The sequence below is a fragment of the Microvirga ossetica genome (genome assembly GCF_002741015.1).
In the GTDB taxonomy this organism is placed as follows: domain Bacteria; phylum Pseudomonadota; class Alphaproteobacteria; order Rhizobiales; family Beijerinckiaceae; genus Microvirga; species Microvirga ossetica.
Genome location: NZ_CP016616.1, coordinates 4903874 through 4919962 on the forward strand (window position 1 = coordinate 4903874; position 16089 = coordinate 4919962).

The following is a 16089-nucleotide window of genomic DNA, read 5'->3' on the forward strand; positions in this document are numbered from 1 at the left end:
ATCCCGTGACCGCGCAGCCCAATCCCTTCGCACCGCACTGGCTGATCCGCGACATCACGGTCGCGACGCACCGGACCCTGGTCGGGCCCGGCGGGCTGCTCTTCCTGGGCGACTCGCTGGTGGAGGGATTCTACTGGAGCAACCTGGGCGGCCTTCCGGTGCTCAATGCCGGCTATTTCGGCATCTGGACGGAGGAGCTGGAGCCGAAGGTGGCGCGCCTGCTGAAATCGGCGCAGCCGAGCCTCGGCGTGCTGCTCGTCGGAACGAACGACGCCAAGAAAAGCAATTCGGAGGAAAGCGTCGACGCGACCGCCGAGCATTTCGAACGCGTCGTGGGGCATTTCGAGGATGCGGGCGTGCCCTTCATCGCGATGACGCCGCCGCCGATCGAGCCGGCCAAGCGGCTCTCAAACTTCTACTCGGCCGATTTCATGGCCTCCGTGAGCCGGCGCATCACGCAGATCGTCGACGGCCGGGCGGCAGCCATCCTCGATCTTCAGAAGGATTTCGCGGATTCCGACGGCGCCGCACGAACCGGGATCACCACGGACGGAATCCATCTGTCGGCGGAGGCGTACCGCCTGCTGCACGACATGCTTGAAACGACGATCGCCGCATTGACGGCGCGGAGGGGCGATGAACGAGGCCAGTCAGCCAGACGTTAGTCCTGCCCCGCCGCGGAGCGGCGCGCATTGGCCGTTCCTCGACCTTCTGCGCCTGGGTGCGGCGTTGCTGGTGCTCTTCGGGCATAGCCGAGGACTCGTCTTCGTGAGCTTTCAGGATATCGCCCAGGCGGGCTTGGGGACGAAGGCCTTCTATTTCCTGACGGGCATTCACAGGGAGGGCGTTGCGATCTTCTTTGCGGTCAGCGGATTCCTGGTCGGTGGCGGCGTCTGGCGCTCGCTGCGAAGGAGCGGGTTCGATGCGAAGGTTTATTTCGCCAGCCGCTTCGCCCGCATTTACGTCGTTCTCCTGCCGGCACTGGTGTTGACGCTGCTGCTCGACCGGATCGGGCGATCCTACCTGATCGACACACGCTTCTTCGGCGAACGGCCCTTGATGCCCATCGGCCTCACCTCAGATTGGACCTGGGGGCAGCTCGCCTGCAATGTCGCAGCGGTGCAGGGAATTTTCTGCAGGCCGCTCGGGGCAAATCCGCCGCTCTGGTCGCTAGGCTATGAATGGGTGTTCTATCTTCTTGCGCCCGTACTGTTCGGCATCTGCCTCGCGAAGTTCCCGAAAGTGCTCAAGCTCTGCGCCGTCGCGCTGCTGGTCCTGGGAGTATCCTCCCTTGCACGAGGCCTTCTGAGCTGGATGCCCTGGTTCATCATCTGGCTCGCAGGGGCCTTGGCCGCTCAGATCGTTCGAGAGCGCGAGCTGCCCCTGGCTACAGGCCTCGCTGGCCTCGCTGCGATCGGGGCCGGCTTCGTCATCTCTCGCCTGCAGATTCTGCCGCCCTACGGCACCGATCTCATGGTCGGTTTGGGAACGGCGCTCGCCATCGCCAACCGGCCGTTGCTGTCCTGGTGCCCGCTCTCGGGTCCGGTGCGCATCGGAGCGGATTTCTCCTATTCGCTTTACCTCATCCATGTGCCGGTCACCGTGTTCCTGGGCGGCCTTCTCGAGTGGTACGGCTGGCCCTCGGTGCTGGTTCGTCCCAGCGCCTCCTCCTATGCGACTTATGCGAGCCTCGTGATCGCTGCACTCGTTGCAGCCTTTGTGTTTTCCCTCTTCACCGAGCGTCGGACGGAAAGCTTCCGCGATTTCCTCCTTCGGCGCAGAGCCACGGCTTCCGTGCTCCCGACGCGCGTTTAACCCTTGCATTTCTCCAATAGGCTGACCGATCACGACGATGCCCCATCTTTCGCCATCCCTTGCAACGGCTCCATCCACACCTTTCATCCGCCCCGTCGTCGACGAGGATGCGCAGGACATCTTCGGCCTGATTGCAATCTGCTACGCGGAGTATCCCGGCTGTTTCGTCGATCCGCATGACGACCTGCCGGACCTGCGCGCGCCCAGCGTCTCCTACGTCGCTTCCGGCGGCGCCTTCTGGGCTGTCGAGGACGAACGCGGGCGTGTCTGCGCCTGCGTGGCGGTCGACTTCCCGGAAACGAGGATCGCCGAACTGCACCGGCTCTACGTGCGTCCGGACATGCGCGGGCAGGGATTGGGCTCGCGTCTCGTGCGCAGGGCGGAAAGCCATGCGCGCCAGCGCGGTGCGGAACGCCTCGTCCTGTGGTCCGACACGCGCTTCACCACGGCCCACCGGCTCTACAGCCGTCTCGGCTATACGCAGACCGGCGGACAGCGCCAGCTCGCGGATATCTCGCAATCGGCGGAGTATCGGTTCGAGAAGGCGCTGTGAGGTTCGGACGGCCGTTCTTGAGCTGTCATTCCGGGGCGAGCGATAGCGAGAGCCCGGAATCCATAAACACGACCCTTCAAGGATGAGCGACTAGCGTCGCACGTTCTTCTGCATCCTCAGCGGTTATGGATTCCGGGCGCCGCTGCGCGGCCCCGGAATGACAGTGGAGCGCCTCATCACGGAATCTCGTAAACCAGATACTCGTCGTTGAGCCCGCGCAAAGCGGTCTTCTGCAATGTCGGCCGCAGGCCCTGCGTCTCGATGATCTGGGACGCCTCGGGATGCTCGACCACGGAATCGGTCGCGAAGATCGAGCGCGACATGGCAAGGCCCTGGACGCGCGAGGCGATGTTCACCGTCTGGCCGAAATAATCCTGCCGGTCGTTCAGGGTCACGGCAAGGCACGGTCCCTCGTGAATGCCGATCTTCAACAGCAGGTCCTCCTGGCCGCGCTGCTCGTTGAGATTGCGCATCGCCTCGCGCATGCGCAGAGCGGCGGAGATCCCATGGTCCGGCGTGGGGAATGTCGCCATCACCGCGTCGCCGATGGTCTTCACCACGGCGCCTGTCTCAGAGGCGACGATGTCCTGGAGCACGCGAAAATGCTCGCGCACGAGATCATAGGCCACGAGATCGCCGACGCGTTCGTAGAGTTCCGTCGAGCCCTTGAGATCCGTGAAGAGGAAGGTGAGGCTCGTGATCTTCAGGCGCTGGTCGATGTCGAGCGTGTCGGTGCGATAGAGATCGCGGAAGGTCTGGTTGGTGAGCAGACGCTTTGCCGTCAGGAACGACCGCCGCTGCTTCAGCATATGATGCAGCTCGTTGCCGGCCACCCACACGGAGGGCAGGACGCGCCTGTTGGTATGGTTCTCAAGCGAGATGCGCAGCGGACCTGGCCGCATGGCGAGGGTCTGGTTCTGCGGATGGCTCTCGTTGAGGACGAGCGACAGGCTCTGACGCTCGCGGGTCGGTTCGCCCTTCACGTCGATGAACTGCGCCGCGTGGGTGACAGGCTCGAAGACGATCACGAATTCCGCCGGCAGCTGCAACGATAGGATCGCGCGCTCGCCGGCCGGAAGCTCGACCGCGTCGAGCACGATCTCCTCGATCAGCCGCTCGAAATCCTCCGGCAGGTCGATTCCCGAACCCCAGAAGATCTGGCGCATGTATTCGTTCATCGGGAGCGAATCCGGGTCGTGGGCCGCGATCTTGCGCACCCGCGGGCTGACCGTGAAGGTGACCTCGACCATTTCGTCGAGGGTCGGCTCGTAGCCCGCCGCACAGAGGGAGCAGCAATATTCGCTCTGGTTGACGGATTTGAGGCTCATGCCGGCCTCGAGCACGCCGCCGCATCCGGGACAGAGCACGTTCCAGGACATCTCGAACAGGCCGATCCGGGCGGCATGAAGAAAGGCCGCGATGACGCGATCCTCGTCGAGTCCGCGCTTCTCGGCGAAGGCAAGCGCATTGATCCGGTTCAGGTCATGGTCGGGGGCATCGCGGATCAGCGTCTCGATGGCGTCGACGATCTCGGCGTCGGCGGATTGGCGGAGAACCGCTAGGAGTTTCTGGTCTTCGCTCATGACGGGACCTTCCTCGAAGGGCGAGCCGGACCACCGGATGGCGAGCGCTCGGTCATCTCATTCCGGTTGCGAGGCAATGCAACCCGAGACGGCGGGTCTCGGGTTGCTAAACCTTATTCTACAACATGATAGGCGCTCAATCCGGCTTTGTCAGGGCAGTTCCGGAGGGACCGGGCGTTCGTCATACCTCCGCAACTCCGTATTCCTCGGCATAGCGGTTGGCAACGCGGGTCTGCCACAGGCAGAGAACGGGAGCGACGAAGAGTTCGACGACCAGGCCGCCGACCATGAAGAAGGACGGGAACCCGGTGAGGCCGAGACCGATCAGGCGACCCAGGCCTCCGATGACCACGAGAAGCGTCAGCAGCCGGAAGCGGCCGGTCCTGACCTCGATGGAGGGCAGGGTGCTCCAGAAGCACAGGCCGATGCCGAGGAGAAGGCCGGACAGGAACCGGAAATGGCTCTCCGCGGAAATCGACACCGCGTCGCCCGTGAGCGCCTGCCCGAACAGCACGCCGTAGAGCCCCGTCGCAACGGGGATGGCGGCGACGATCGCCACGGTCTGCTGCAGGAGCTTCCTCTCGCGTTCCATGCTGGGCATGACATCTCCCTGGCTGGATTTTGCTCCTTCCCGGAGCAGAAACAATCGACTAGGTTCCCCGGCCACAGAATTTTCTCGCAAAAGGGGGCGCATCATGACGGCAAGGTTCGAGTTGCACGGGTTTGCCTATTCGGGGCCGACCTACAAGGTCGCGCTCACCCTGTCGCTCATGAGCGAGTCCTTCGACTACGTGCACGTGAACATGATGGCGGGCGAGCACAAGCAGCCGCCCCATCTCTCCAGGCAGCGCTACGGCCAGGTGCCCCTTCTGCTCGACCGCAACAACGGCCGCTATCTGTGCCAATCGGCGGCGATCCTTGAATACCTCGCCGACATGACCGGCAAGTTCGGCGGCGCCAGTCTCGATGAGCGGCTGCAGGTGCGCGAGTGGCTCTATTGGGATTTCGACCGTCTGGCAGCGCCGCTGTACAAGGCGCGCGTGATCAAGCTGGGCTTCCGCAAGGCTCCTCCCGAGGTGGCCGACGATTGCTTCCAGGCCGCGAAGGCCGGCCTCGGCGTTCTCGAAACGCATCTTGCCGGCCGCCAATGGCTGGTCGGGGAGGGCATGACCATTGCCGACATTGACGTCTACGGCGTCGTCGCCTTCGCCGGCGAGGCGGGGATCGACCTTGCCGATTATCCTCAGATCCTGGCTTTCACGCAGCGCGTCGAGGCGCTCCCCGGCTTCAAGGCGCGGGCGGACCTGCTGCCGATGGAATCGCGGGCGGCGGCATGACCGACCTGACGATCCGCGAGGCGCGGGCCGACGATCTCGAGGCGATCATCCGCCTGCACGAAGAAGACGAACTGGGTTCGCACGGCGACCTGTGGTCGGCGGAGACGTGGCCGGCCTACGAGGCCGCCTTCGCCGCCATCGCTCGCAGCGCCGAGAACAGGCTCTTCGTCGCACTCGACGGCGAGGAGGTGGTCGGCACGTTCCAGCTCACCTTCATCCCCAACCTCACCGGGCGTGGCGCCCTGAGGGTCAAGGTCGAGAGCGTGAAGGTGAAGGCGGCGCGGCGCTCGGGCGGGATCGGCGCCAGGATGATCGTCTTCGCTGAAGGTTATGCCCGCGAGCAGGGGGCCCGGGCCATGGAGCTCACGTCGAACAAGACCCGCAAGGACGCGCATCGCTTCTACGAGCGCCTGGGCTTCGCCCGCAGCCACGAGGGGTTCAAGAAGAAGCTGTGACGGGTGACAACCCGCTGTCATCCCCGCGCAGGCGGGGATCCATAACCACGACGGCTCAAAAAGGCGAGTGCCGCGCGCGGTTCTGCATCGTCAGCGGATATGGATCCCAGGCTCCGCTGACGCGGCCCCGGGTGACAGGCAAAGCTGAAAGCCCTAAGCCTTCGTCTCGGCCTTGAGCCGGGTGTTGCAGGCGCTCCAGAACTTCGGCCAGTTGGCATCCTTCTCGAGCTTCCCGCCGGCCTTGGCGTCCTTCCATTCCAGGCTGCACTTGGCCATGCGCTCGCGCGCGGCGGCCTGGGCGGGTGTCGGCTCCTTCTTCGGCTTCGTCTCACCGGCCGCCTGGACGGCGCCGGCCATGGACAGGACCATCGCCGCGGCGATGGCTACACTGACAACGCGGTTCAAGATCTGATCCCCCAAGGAACTTTTATGGTTACAGGATAACCTGTCCGCAACAGGGGAACAAGCGTGTCCTCGTGGCTCGGGATGGGGTCTTTCCACGGAATTCGATTGCGGCCTAGGATGCCAGGGCCAATCTTACGCCCTATGCATTTATCGACATCGAAGGAGAGGCTTTCCATGGCGGTTTCCCCGCAGCAACCGATCGAGCTCTATTACTGGCCGACCCCGAACGGATGGAAGATCACCATCATGCTCGAGGAATGCGGGCTGCCTTACACCGTCCTGCCCGTCAATATCGGCAAGGGCGATCAGTTCAGGCCGGAATTCTTGAGCATCTCTCCCAACAACAAGATGCCGGCCATCGTTGATCATGAGGGGCCGGGGGGCAAGCCGATCTCGGTGTTCGAGTCTGGCGCGATCCTGCAATATCTCGGCCGCAAGACGGGCAAGTTCTACCCGCAGGACGAACGGGCGCGCGTCGAGGTCGACCAATGGCTGTTCTGGCAGATGGGCGGCTTCGGCCCCATGCTCGGCCAAGCGCACCATTTCCGTATCTACTCGCCGGAAAAGATACCCTACGCCATCGACCGCTACACCAACGAGACTCATCGCCTCTACGGGGTGCTGAACAAGCGCCTGGCCGATCGGGAATTCGTGGCGGGCGAGTATTCCATCGCCGACATGGCCATCGCCCCCTGGGCGAAGCTCTGGGAGCGCCAGGGCCAGAACATCGACGAGTTTCCCCATGCCAAGCGCTGGCTCGAGACCGTGCTCGCCCGCCCGGCGGTCCAGCGCGGCATTGCGGTGAGCTCCGAGGACCGTGGAAAGACCGACCTCACGGATCCGGCGGTCCAGGCCATCCTGTTCGGGCAGAGGGCGCGGTAGGTCCGCATGCATTTCCCTCCCCCTTGCGGGGAGGGGCAGGGGTGGGGGTGGTGCGACTGCGCGAGAAAGTGACCGAACGGGGCGCTGGTTCACCTCTCCCTGAGGAAGAGGTGACATTGCTGTAGCGGCCTTCCTGCATTCTGGATGCGGCACAGCGCCTCGACTTTGCGACCCCCACCCTCGATCCCTCCCCGCAAGGGGGAGGGAGAGCGGTGAGATCTCAATTCGCCTTGGTCCAGGTCTGTCCGCGGCAGATCAGGCCGCCGAGGACGCAGCCTGAGAGCTGCAGGGTCGTCGGGGACATCACCTTGAGCTTGCCGGTATAGGTCTTGCCGTCCTGGGGATTGTAGAGCTGGCCGCTGTAGCCCTCCCCATCCGACTTGAGGTCCCAGATCATCCGAACGCCCACGATGGCGCGATCGCGCAGGCTCGGGTCTGCATTGTTCGTGTCCTTCTGGAAGGTCGAGGTCACGATGGTGCCGCAATAGACCGCTCCGCATTTGGCGATCCGCACGCGGGTATCGCCGCTCTGGGTGAGCCATGTGCCGCTCGGATCGGCGGACTGGGCCTGTGCCGGAAACGCGAGCAGGGCCAGTCCGACGGCGGCGAGGAACGCTTGTTTCATTCTTCACTCCCTCTGGGTCGGTCTTCACCGGACCGATCGGGCAACAGATTAGAGCGCAAGAGACTAGGGGAGCAGGTCAAGCTTTCCAAGCGGGCAGGGCAAAAGGCGCTTGAGGCCTGGGGGGCACGCCGCTATAAGCGCCGCACTTCATCATTTCCCTTCATCTTCAAAGCGAGCTGTCATGGCCACCGAGCGCACATTCTCCATCATCAAGCCCGACGCGACCGAGCGTAACCTCACCGGCGCCGTCAACGCCGTCATCGAGCAGGCCGGCCTGCGCATCGTCGCCCAGAAGCGCATCCTGATGAGCCGCCGCGAGGCCGAGACCTTCTATGCGGTCCACAAGGAGCGTCCCTTCTTCGGCGAGCTCGTGGACTTCATGATTTCCGCTCCGGTCGTCGTGCAGGTTCTCGAGGGCGAGAACGCCGTTCTGCGCTACCGCGAAATCATGGGCGCCACCAACCCGGAGAGCGCCGCCGAGGGCACGATCCGCAAGCTCTACGCCAAGTCCATCGGCGAGAACTCGGTCCACGGCTCCGACAGCCAGGACAACGCCAAGATCGAGATCGCCCAGTTCTTCTCGGGCAACGAGATCGTCGGGTAACGCCTCTGCGATTGCCGTTACTCGGATCAGGCCGCCCACGAGGCGGCCTTTTCTGTTAATGGGTGTCTGCCGACCTTTCCCTCCCCCTTGCGGGGAGGGGTAGGGGTGGGGGTGGTATGACTGGGTGAGCCTGCGCCAGGTAAGGCTGTAGCCGCCTTGCGTTTCATCGATGTTGCACACTGCTCCGACTTTGCGACCCCCACCCTCAATCCCTCCCCGCAAAGGGGGAGGGAGGTTTGGGCGGCCTTTTCATTTTCGGTCCGTTCCCCCATCATGCGCCCGCCATGAATCAAGCTCCCCGCATCGAACGCCGCGCCTCAGTCTGTCCGCACGATTGCCCCTCCGTCTGCTCCCTCGAGGTGGAGGTGATCGACGGGCGCACGATCGGGCGCGTGCATGGGGCGAAGAGCAACAGCTACACGGCCGGAGTGATCTGCGCGAAGGTGGCGCGCTATGCGGAGCGCATCCACAACCCGGACCGGCTGCTTTACCCCATGAAGCGCACCGGCCCGAAGGGTTCGGGCCAGTTCGAGCGGATTTCCTGGGACGAGGCGCTCGACATCGTGGCCAAAAAGTTCCTGGAGGCGGAGCGGGACTTCGGCACCGAGTCCGTCTGGCCCTATTATTATGCCGGCACCATGGGCTACGTGATGCGCGACGGCATCAACCGCCTGCGCCATGTGAAGAAGTATTCCGGCCAGTATTCCACCATCTGCACCGCCATGAGCTGGACCGGCTACGTGGCCGGCACGGGCCATCTGCGGGGCGCGGATCCGCGCGAGATGGCGGTCTCCGACTGCATCGTGATCTGGGGCACGAACCCGGTTCACACCCAGGTCAACGTGATGACCCATGCGATGAAGGCGCGCAAGGAGCGCGGTGCCAAGATCGTCGCCATCGACATCTACCGGAACGCCACCATGAAGCAGGCCGACATGGCGCTCTTGGTGAAGCCGGGCACCGACGGGGCGCTCGCCTGCGCAGTGATGCACATTCTCTTCCGCGACGGCCTTGCGGATTGGGATTATCTCGAGCGCTACACCGATCATCCGCACGAATTCGCGGAGCATCTGAAAAGCCGCAATCCGCAATGGGCTTCCGCCATCACCGGCCTGCCGGTCGAGGAGATCGAGGCCTTCGCGAGACTCGTGGGCACGACGAAGCGCACTTACTTCCGCCTCGGCTTCGGCTTCGGACGCCAGCGCAACGGCGTGGTCAACATGCATGCCGCGCTCTCAATTCCTGCGGTGACAGGTGCATGGCGATACGAGGGCGGCGGCGCGCTTCATTCCAACAGCGGCATCTTCCACTGGAACAAGGCGCTGATCGAAGGCCACGACGCCATCGACAAAAGCATCCGCATTCTCGACCAGTCGCAGATCGGCCGCGTTCTCACCGGCGACGCCGAGGCGCTCTACAACGGCCCGCCCGTCAAGGCGATGCTGATCCAGAACACCAACCCGGTCTCAGTTGCGCCGGAGCAGGAGTTGGTGAAACGGGGTTTTGCTCGCGAGGATCTCTTCGTCTGCGTGCACGAGCAGTTCATGACCGAGACGGCGCTCATGGCCTATATCGTGCTGCCCGCGACCATGTTCATGGAGCACGACGATCTCTATTCCGGCGGCGGCCACCAGCATTTCCAGGTCGGGCCGAAGCTCATCGACCCGCCGGGCGAGTGCCGCTCCAACCACGAGGTTTTTCGCGGACTCGCGGAGCGCCTCGGCGCCGAGCATCGCGGCTTTGCCATGGAGCCGCGCGAGATCATCGACTGGACGCTCCAGAATTCCGGCTGGGGCAGTCTGGAGAACCTGGAGGCGCATGTCCATTTCGACGCGCAGCCGCCCTTCGAGGAGGCGCATTTCCTGAAAGGCTTCGGCTATCCGGACGGCAAGTTCCGCTTCAAACCCGACTGGACCAAGGTGCCGTCCTACAACAACGGCGCGATGGGCCCCTGGGCGAGCATGCCCGCCTTTCCGGACCATTGGGGCGTGATCGAGGCGGCGACCGAGGAACATCCGTTCCGTCTCGCCACGAGCCCGGCGCGAAACTTCCTCAATTCCAGCTTCTCCGAGACGCTGACCTCCCTCGACAAGGAGCGGCGGCCCGAGGTGATGATCCATCCGCTCGACGCCGCGAGCCAGGGCATCGCCGAGGGCAACTGGGTGAAGCTGAAGAACCATCGCGGCGAGGTCTATCTTCGCGCCAAGCTCTTCGACGGCGTGCGGCGTGGCGTGCTCATCGCCGAGGGCATCTGGCCCAACGCCGCCCATCCCTTCGGGCGCGGCATCAACACGCTCACCGGCGGCGATCAGGTCGCGCCCTATGGCGGCGCTGCCTTCCACGACAACCGTGTGGCGTTGGACAAGGCCGATCTCGATCCGGCGCTCGAGCCTTCCGTGGTACGAAAACGCCTGCGGAGTGAGGCGGTCGTCGGCTGAGTCCGACCCTCCTTCCTGCTTGCAGGGAGTCGGGGTGGGCGCTGCGCTTTCCTAGTTCGGCACTGAGGCTGCCGCAACCTCACCTCTCCCCGGTGGGGAGAGGTCGAGCGAAAGCGAGGGTGAGGGGGTACGCCCTCTCCGGATAGACCTGTAACCCCTCACCCGCGCCTCCGGCGCGACCTCTCCCTCAAGGAGAGGTGAACCCGCGCCATATCTTCATAGGTTGCCTTGCCTTTAGTCAGACCTTCTTAAGCCTATCCGCAGCTCCCACTTGATCCTGAACGGCCAAGCCTATTCTTAAACCCCGAACGTGATTTCTTCCCTGGGGAGCCATCCATGATTTCGATTGCCCGTTCGCTGCTTGTGGCCGTTGCCATGTCCGTCAGCACGTCGGCAGCTTTCGCCGCCGCCTCGAACATGCCGACCCAATACCAGCCGGATCCGGCTCTGAAGACCGAAAGCATGGCCCAGCTGCGCGCCCGGGTCAGCCAGGCCTGCACCGTCGTCCAGGCGAGGAGCCAGAGCGGCGTCAGCGAGGCCTCCCTCAGTCGACCCTGCGACTGCTATGCCGGCCGCACCATGCGCTCTCTCAGCCCCGAGGAGGTCCAGTCCTACCGCGATACGGGCGTGTTCAACGACACCGCGCGCGCCAAGGCCCTTTCCGCGCTCGACGCCTGCAAGCTCCCGCGTCCGTAAATTCAAGGGCCGTCTCGGCATTGCGGATCCCGGCGCTTTGCCGGGTCCGGTCCGATGCCCTAGATTGTCCGCCATGCCCTTACCGTTCAGTCTCGCTCGCTTCACGGCCGTCGCGCTCGCGGCTCTCGTTTTGTGCGCCGCCCTGACGGTAACACCCATGGCTCAGGCGCAGGAGACGCGCCCTGCCACCGAGGCGCAGTTCCGGGACTGGCTCGCGCAGATTGTCTGGCCCGATGCGCAGAAGCAGGGCGTCTCCCGGGAGACGTTCGAGCGCAGCCTGTCGGCGATCCGGCTCGATTGGGATCTTCCCGAACTTCAGCCGCCCGGCCGGGCGGCTCCGTCCGACGATCAGAGGCAAGCGGAGTTCCAGAGCCCGGGCCGCTATTTCGCCGAGGCTCAGCTCGCCTCCCTTGCGAAAAGCGGGCGCGATCTCCTGCGGCAATGGTCCTCCGCTCTCGATGCCATCGAGAAGCGCTACGGCGTGCCGCGGGAGATCGTCGTCGCGATCTGGGGACGGGAATCGCATTTCGGCCACGTCGCGCCGCAGCGCCAGGCCCTGCGAGTCCTGGCGACGCAGGCCTTCATGGGGCGTCGGCGCGCGCTGTATTACCCGGAACTCCTGGCCGCCCTGGTCATCATCGAGGAGGATCATTTTTCCGGCGAGACCCTGCTGTCGTCCTGGGCCGGGGCCATGGGGCAGCCCCAGCTCCTCCCGTCAAAATTCCTGCACTACGCCGTCGATGCCGATGCGGACGGGCGGCGGGATGTCTGGAAATCGGTGCCGGACAGCCTGGCGTCCATCGCGAATTATCTGCGCGAGCACGGCTGGAAGCCGGATCTGCCCTGGGGCTTCGAGGTGAGCCTGCCGCAGGCCGTCTCCTGCACGCTCGAAGGCCCGCGCCAGGGCAGGCCCCTGCAGGAATGGCTGCAACTCGGCCTGACGCCCGCCGGCGGCGCCTTGCCCAGGTGGGGCGGCAATGCGACCGGTTTCATCGTGATGCCCGCGGGCCGCCTGGGACCGGCCTTCCTGGTGTCCGAGAACTTTTATGTGCTCAAGCAGTACAACGAGTCCGACCTCTACGCGCTCTTCATCGGCCATCTTGCCGACCGCATGCGCGGCGCTTCGGCGTTCACGGGGCGGTGGCAGCCGATCGATACTTTGCGGCGCGGCGATATCCAGGCCATGCAGGAGCGGCTGAAGAGCCAGGGCCACGATGTCGGAAAGGTGGACGGCCTGATCGGCTTTGCCACGCGCACGGCCATCGGCCAATGGCAGGTCAAGAGCCGGCGCGACGAGACCTGTTTTCCGGATGCGGCGCTTGTCCGGGCCGTCCGCTAGGGCATCGGACCCGAAAGTGGACTGGAAGTTTTGGGATTTGCACGATGCTTTACCCCGGCGAGTGCAGGGCGGACGTAGGTTTAACCGCCTCTGAGGCCATGATGCAGAAAGGCCGGGACGATCCCGGTCTTTCCATGGAACATACAAGAGGCATCGCGTTCGACGTTATCCGGGCAGCAGGTCGATCACGCGCATGATGGCCACCGTGGTGCCGGTATTCTTGCTGCGCTCCGGCATGTTCTTGGCGCAGGACCACACGTCGCCCTTTTTGTAGAGGGTGTCGCCGGATCCCGTGTCCACGGTCAGCTCGCCTTCAAGCATGTGGCAGACCATGTCATTGCCCATGCTCGCGCCGCTGGTGCTCGCGCCCGGCTGGTAGATGTTGTCGCGCATCGATACCGTTTTATAGTTCGGGATCATCGTCTCACGCTTCGAGTAGTCCACGCGACGAACGCCCGGCGCGATTTCCCGGCCCTCCGGCGAGCCGGAGGTTTGAGCGGCAGCAGGTGCAACTGGAATAACAACAGACGCTACGGCAATGTTGAGCAAGGTCTGGCGACGGTTAAGGTGTTCCATGGCTTCCTCGCGTCAAAGAGGCCACCCCAGCACCTGAGATTCCACGCCTGTCCCAATTGCGTGTCAATCGGCTCGTATGGATTTCTCGCTTTGGCGCATCATCCTGGCGAATGCAGAGTGCCGTTCGCGTCCCAGTCGCGCGAAAACACCACCCGCCCGTTATCCAGCCGGGCCGTCCCGTCGCAGATCGTCCGCAGCGCCTGCGGGTAGAGAATGCGCTCCTGCACGATCACGCGGGCGGCGAGGCTTTCCTCCGTGTCGCCCGGCACCACCGGCACGGCGGCCTGGGCGATGATCGGGCCGGCATCGAGTTCCGGCACCACGAAATGCACGGTGCAGCCATGCAGGAGCACGCCGTCGTCAAGCGCCCGGCGATGGGTCCGGGTGCCGCGATAGAGCGGCAGCAGGGAAGGGTGGATGTTGATCATCTTACCCGACCAGCGCTCGACGAAGCCATCGGTTAGCACCCGCATGAAGCCGGCGAGGCAGATGAAGGCGATGTCGTGCTCCTTGAGCGCTGCATCCATCGCCCGATCGAAGGTCTCGCGGTCAGGAAAGGCCTTGTGGTCGATGGCGAGGGTCGCGATCCCGGCCGCCCTTGCATGCTCAAGTCCCGCTGCATCGGGGCGATTGGAGAGAACGAGGGCGATCTCGGCCGGGAAATCCGGGCGGCTCGCGGCCTCGATCAGCGAGACCATGTTCGAGCCGCGGCCCGAGATCAGGATGGCGACGCGGCGGCGGGTCATCAGAGCTTCAGGGAGCCGGCCGTCTGCACAGGCTCGCTGCCCGCATGCGAAATCGTCTCGCCGATGCGCACCGGCTTTTCGCCCGCTTTCGCCAGGCGCTCCATCACGGCGTCGGCCTTGTCGGCGCTTGCCACCACGATCATGCCGATGCCGCAATTGAAGGTGCGCAGCATCTCGGCCTCCGCCACGCCGCCGGTCTTGGCGAGCCAGCCGAAGACGGGCGGAGCGGCAATGGCGCTCAGATCGAGCCGCACGCCGACGCCGTCGGGCAGGACGCGCGGGATGTTGTCCGGGAAGCCGCCGCCGGTGATGTGGCAAAGCGCATTGATCCCGTCGCCGCCTTTGAGCACTTCGAGCAGAGGCTTCACGTAGATCCGCGTCGGCTCCAGCAGCGCTTCCGCGAGACTCCTGCCTTCAGCGAAGGGAGCGGGCGCGTCCCAGGCAAGACCCGAATGCTCGACGATCCGGCGCACCAGGGAGAAGCCGTTGGAATGGACGCCGGAGGAGGGCAGGCCGATCAGCACGTCACCGACGCTCACGTCCTTCGGCAGCAGCGTGCCGCGCTCGGCGGCACCGACGGCAAAACCGGCGAGGTCGTAGTCGCCCTTGGCATAGAGGCCCGGCATCTCCGCCGTCTCGCCGCCGATCAGCGCACAGCCGGCCTGGAGGCAACCCTCGGCGATGCCCTTGACGATATGCACGCCGATGTCCGGCGAGAGCTTTCCGGTGGCGAAATAATCGAGGAAGAATAGGGGCTCGGCGCCCTGCACGATGATGTCATTCACGCACATGGCGACAAGGTCGATGCCGATGGTGTCGTGGATGCCCGTGTCGATGGCGATCTTCACCTTGGTGCCGACGCCGTCATTGGCGGCGACTAGGATCGGGTCCTTGAAGCCGGCGGCCTTGAGGTCGAAGAGCCCGCCGAACCCGCCGATCTCAGCGTCCGCCCCGGGCCGGCGCGTCGCGCGCACCAGGGGCTTGATCTGGTTGACCATGGCATTGCCGGCATCGATGTCGACGCCCGCTTGGGCATAGGTCAGGCCGTTCGTCTGCTTCTCGGTCGTCATGACTCACCCCGTGTTGCGGTGGGGAGTAAGGCGGGAGGGGACGGGAGGCAAGGGATTTTGCGACGTGTTTCTATTATCGCCCCGGACGGCAAAGCCGCTCCCGGAACGTTCACAGAATAAAGCGCGTATTCCCTCCCCCCTTGCGGGGAGGGGTAGGGGTGGGGGTGGTTCGACTGGGTGAGCGGTCAGGTAAGAACGGCGCCGTATTGACCTCATGCTTCCATGATGAGGCACAGCATCCCAACTTTACGACCCCCACCCTCAATCCCTCCCCGCAAGGGGGAGGGAAGAGTGCGCCTCATCCTGCACGCGATCCCGGATCGGCTGACGCCGTCCGGGATGACGATCGAGGCACTCGTTATCCCAACCCGCCAAACCTGCCGATTGAACTCCGCTCCTCGACCGGCCATCATCGTCCCGATGACCATTCCGAACATCATCACCATCGGGCGCCTCATCATCGTGCCCTTCGTGATCGTCATGATCATGCAGCAGCGGTGGAGCACGGCCTTCATCCTGTTCGTGGTGGCGGGGGTCTCGGACGCGGTGGACGGGTTCATTGCCCGGAACTTCAACCAGAAGAGCGAGTTCGGGGCCTATATCGACCCCATCGCCGACAAGGCGCTGCTGGTCTCGATCTATGTCACCCTCGCCGTCGTGGGGGCGATCCCGAGCTGGCTCGCCATCGTCGTCGTGTCGCGGGACGCGATGATCGTGGCGGCCGTGCTCCTTTCCTGGGTCATGAGCCGCCCGGTCGAGATCAAGCCGCTTCTCGTGAGCAAGCTGAACACGGCGGCCCAGATCGCCTTCGCGGCCTTCGCGCTCGCCGCCAATGCTTTCGGTGCGGAACTCGCGGGGCTTGAGGATGTCGCCATGCTCCTGGTCGCTGCCTTGACCATAGCCTCTGCCGGTGCCTATCTCGGGGGCTGGCTGCGGCACATGACCACCTGAAGGCCAGATTTTAG

Annotated in this window: 18 protein-coding genes; 11 read left to right on the forward strand and 7 right to left on the reverse strand. The window is 64.5% G+C overall.

Annotation, left to right across the window (positions count from 1 at the left end; translation table 11 throughout):
* Positions 1-5: 5 nt before the first annotated feature.
* From BB934_RS23490 to BB934_RS23500, 3 genes are read left to right on the forward strand one after another with little or no spacing between them, the layout of a single operon-like run.
* A complete protein-coding gene (locus BB934_RS23490; protein ID WP_099511853.1) occupies positions 6-665 on the forward strand; it encodes an SGNH/GDSL hydrolase family protein in 660 nt (219 codons plus the stop codon).
* Positions 637-1815 (forward strand): acyltransferase family protein, encoded by a 1179-nt coding sequence (locus BB934_RS23495; protein WP_099511854.1) that lies wholly within the window; start codon positions 637-639, stop codon positions 1813-1815. Before BB934_RS23490 ends, BB934_RS23495 begins: the two co-directional genes overlap by 29 nt.
* 37 nt (positions 1816-1852) lie before the next feature.
* The gene (locus tag BB934_RS23500; RefSeq protein WP_099511855.1) at positions 1853-2368 is read left to right on the forward strand and encodes a GNAT family N-acetyltransferase; all 516 of its coding nucleotides are present in this window, start codon (positions 1853-1855) and stop codon (positions 2366-2368) included.
* Between the two features lie 176 nt (positions 2369-2544).
* Here BB934_RS23500 and BB934_RS23505 read toward each other — a convergent pair whose 3' ends face one another.
* Positions 2545-3951: an adenylate/guanylate cyclase domain-containing protein gene (locus tag BB934_RS23505; protein WP_099511856.1), complete on the reverse strand. Its 1407-nt coding sequence runs from the start codon at positions 3949-3951 to the stop codon at positions 2545-2547.
* A 181-nt stretch (positions 3952-4132) separates the two neighbouring features.
* Entirely contained in the window at positions 4133-4543 is a 411-nt protein-coding gene (locus tag BB934_RS23510; RefSeq protein ID WP_099513175.1) for a DUF4345 domain-containing protein, read from the reverse strand.
* Positions 4544-4646: 103 nt separating this feature from the next.
* On the opposite strand from BB934_RS23510, the gene BB934_RS23515 reads away from it, so the two are divergent.
* Both BB934_RS23515 and BB934_RS23520 read left to right on the forward strand, forming a co-directional pair.
* A complete protein-coding gene (locus BB934_RS23515) occupies positions 4647-5288 on the forward strand; it encodes a glutathione S-transferase family protein (RefSeq protein ID WP_162299186.1) in 642 nt (213 codons plus the stop codon).
* The gene (locus BB934_RS23520) at positions 5285-5743 is read left to right on the forward strand and encodes a GNAT family N-acetyltransferase (protein ID WP_099511858.1); all 459 of its coding nucleotides are present in this window, start codon (positions 5285-5287) and stop codon (positions 5741-5743) included. The genes BB934_RS23515 and BB934_RS23520 overlap by 4 nt, the downstream gene beginning before the upstream one ends.
* A gap of 153 nt (positions 5744-5896) precedes the next feature.
* Here BB934_RS23520 and BB934_RS23525 read toward each other — a convergent pair whose 3' ends face one another.
* Complete coding sequence (locus tag BB934_RS23525) at positions 5897-6148, reverse strand: hypothetical protein (RefSeq protein WP_157934289.1); 252 nt, start codon at positions 6146-6148, stop codon at positions 5897-5899.
* Between the two features lie 174 nt (positions 6149-6322).
* Between BB934_RS23525 and BB934_RS23530 the strand changes: the two genes are divergently transcribed.
* On the forward strand, positions 6323-7030 hold the full coding sequence (locus tag BB934_RS23530; RefSeq protein WP_099511860.1) for a glutathione S-transferase N-terminal domain-containing protein: 708 nt from the start codon (positions 6323-6325) through the stop codon (positions 7028-7030).
* 220 nt (positions 7031-7250) lie between these two features.
* Here the strand turns inward: BB934_RS23530 and BB934_RS23535 are convergent, their stop codons facing one another.
* Positions 7251-7655: a DUF2147 domain-containing protein gene (locus BB934_RS23535; RefSeq protein WP_099511861.1), complete on the reverse strand. Its 405-nt coding sequence runs from the start codon at positions 7653-7655 to the stop codon at positions 7251-7253.
* 181 nt (positions 7656-7836) lie between these two features.
* Between BB934_RS23535 and ndk the strand changes: the two genes are divergently transcribed.
* The 4 genes from ndk (at position 7837) to BB934_RS23555 (ending at position 12732) form a co-directional block, all read left to right on the forward strand.
* Positions 7837-8259 carry a nucleoside-diphosphate kinase gene (gene ndk, locus BB934_RS23540; RefSeq protein WP_099511862.1) on the forward strand — a complete coding sequence of 141 codons (423 nt, stop codon included), beginning with the start codon at positions 7837-7839 and terminating at the stop codon, positions 8257-8259.
* A 284-nt stretch (positions 8260-8543) separates the two neighbouring features.
* Positions 8544-10697 (forward strand): molybdopterin-containing oxidoreductase family protein, encoded by a 2154-nt coding sequence (locus BB934_RS23545; protein WP_099513176.1) that lies wholly within the window; start codon positions 8544-8546, stop codon positions 10695-10697.
* A 336-nt stretch (positions 10698-11033) separates the two neighbouring features.
* Positions 11034-11393: a hypothetical protein gene (locus tag BB934_RS23550; RefSeq protein ID WP_099511863.1), complete on the forward strand. Its 360-nt coding sequence runs from the start codon at positions 11034-11036 to the stop codon at positions 11391-11393.
* A 73-nt stretch (positions 11394-11466) separates the two neighbouring features.
* On the forward strand, positions 11467-12732 hold the full coding sequence (locus tag BB934_RS23555) for a lytic murein transglycosylase (protein ID WP_237050069.1): 1266 nt from the start codon (positions 11467-11469) through the stop codon (positions 12730-12732).
* 165 nt (positions 12733-12897) lie between these two features.
* On the opposite strand, the gene BB934_RS23560 is transcribed toward BB934_RS23555, so the two are convergent.
* The 3 genes from BB934_RS23560 to purM form a co-directional block, all read right to left on the reverse strand.
* On the reverse strand, positions 12898-13308 hold the full coding sequence (locus BB934_RS23560; protein WP_099511864.1) for a cupin domain-containing protein: 411 nt from the start codon (positions 13306-13308) through the stop codon (positions 12898-12900).
* Between the two features lie 98 nt (positions 13309-13406).
* Entirely contained in the window at positions 13407-14054 is a 648-nt protein-coding gene (gene purN, locus BB934_RS23565; RefSeq protein ID WP_099511865.1) for a phosphoribosylglycinamide formyltransferase, read from the reverse strand.
* Positions 14054-15124 carry a phosphoribosylformylglycinamidine cyclo-ligase gene (purM, locus tag BB934_RS23570; protein WP_099511866.1) on the reverse strand — a complete coding sequence of 357 codons (1071 nt, stop codon included), beginning with the start codon at positions 15122-15124 and terminating at the stop codon, positions 14054-14056. Before purM ends, purN begins: the two co-directional genes overlap by 1 nt.
* 420 nt (positions 15125-15544) lie before the next feature.
* On the opposite strand from purM, the gene BB934_RS23575 reads away from it, so the two are divergent.
* Positions 15545-16075 carry a CDP-alcohol phosphatidyltransferase family protein gene (locus tag BB934_RS23575; protein WP_099513178.1) on the forward strand — a complete coding sequence of 177 codons (531 nt, stop codon included), beginning with the start codon at positions 15545-15547 and terminating at the stop codon, positions 16073-16075.
* Positions 16076-16089: the final 14 nt, after the last annotated feature.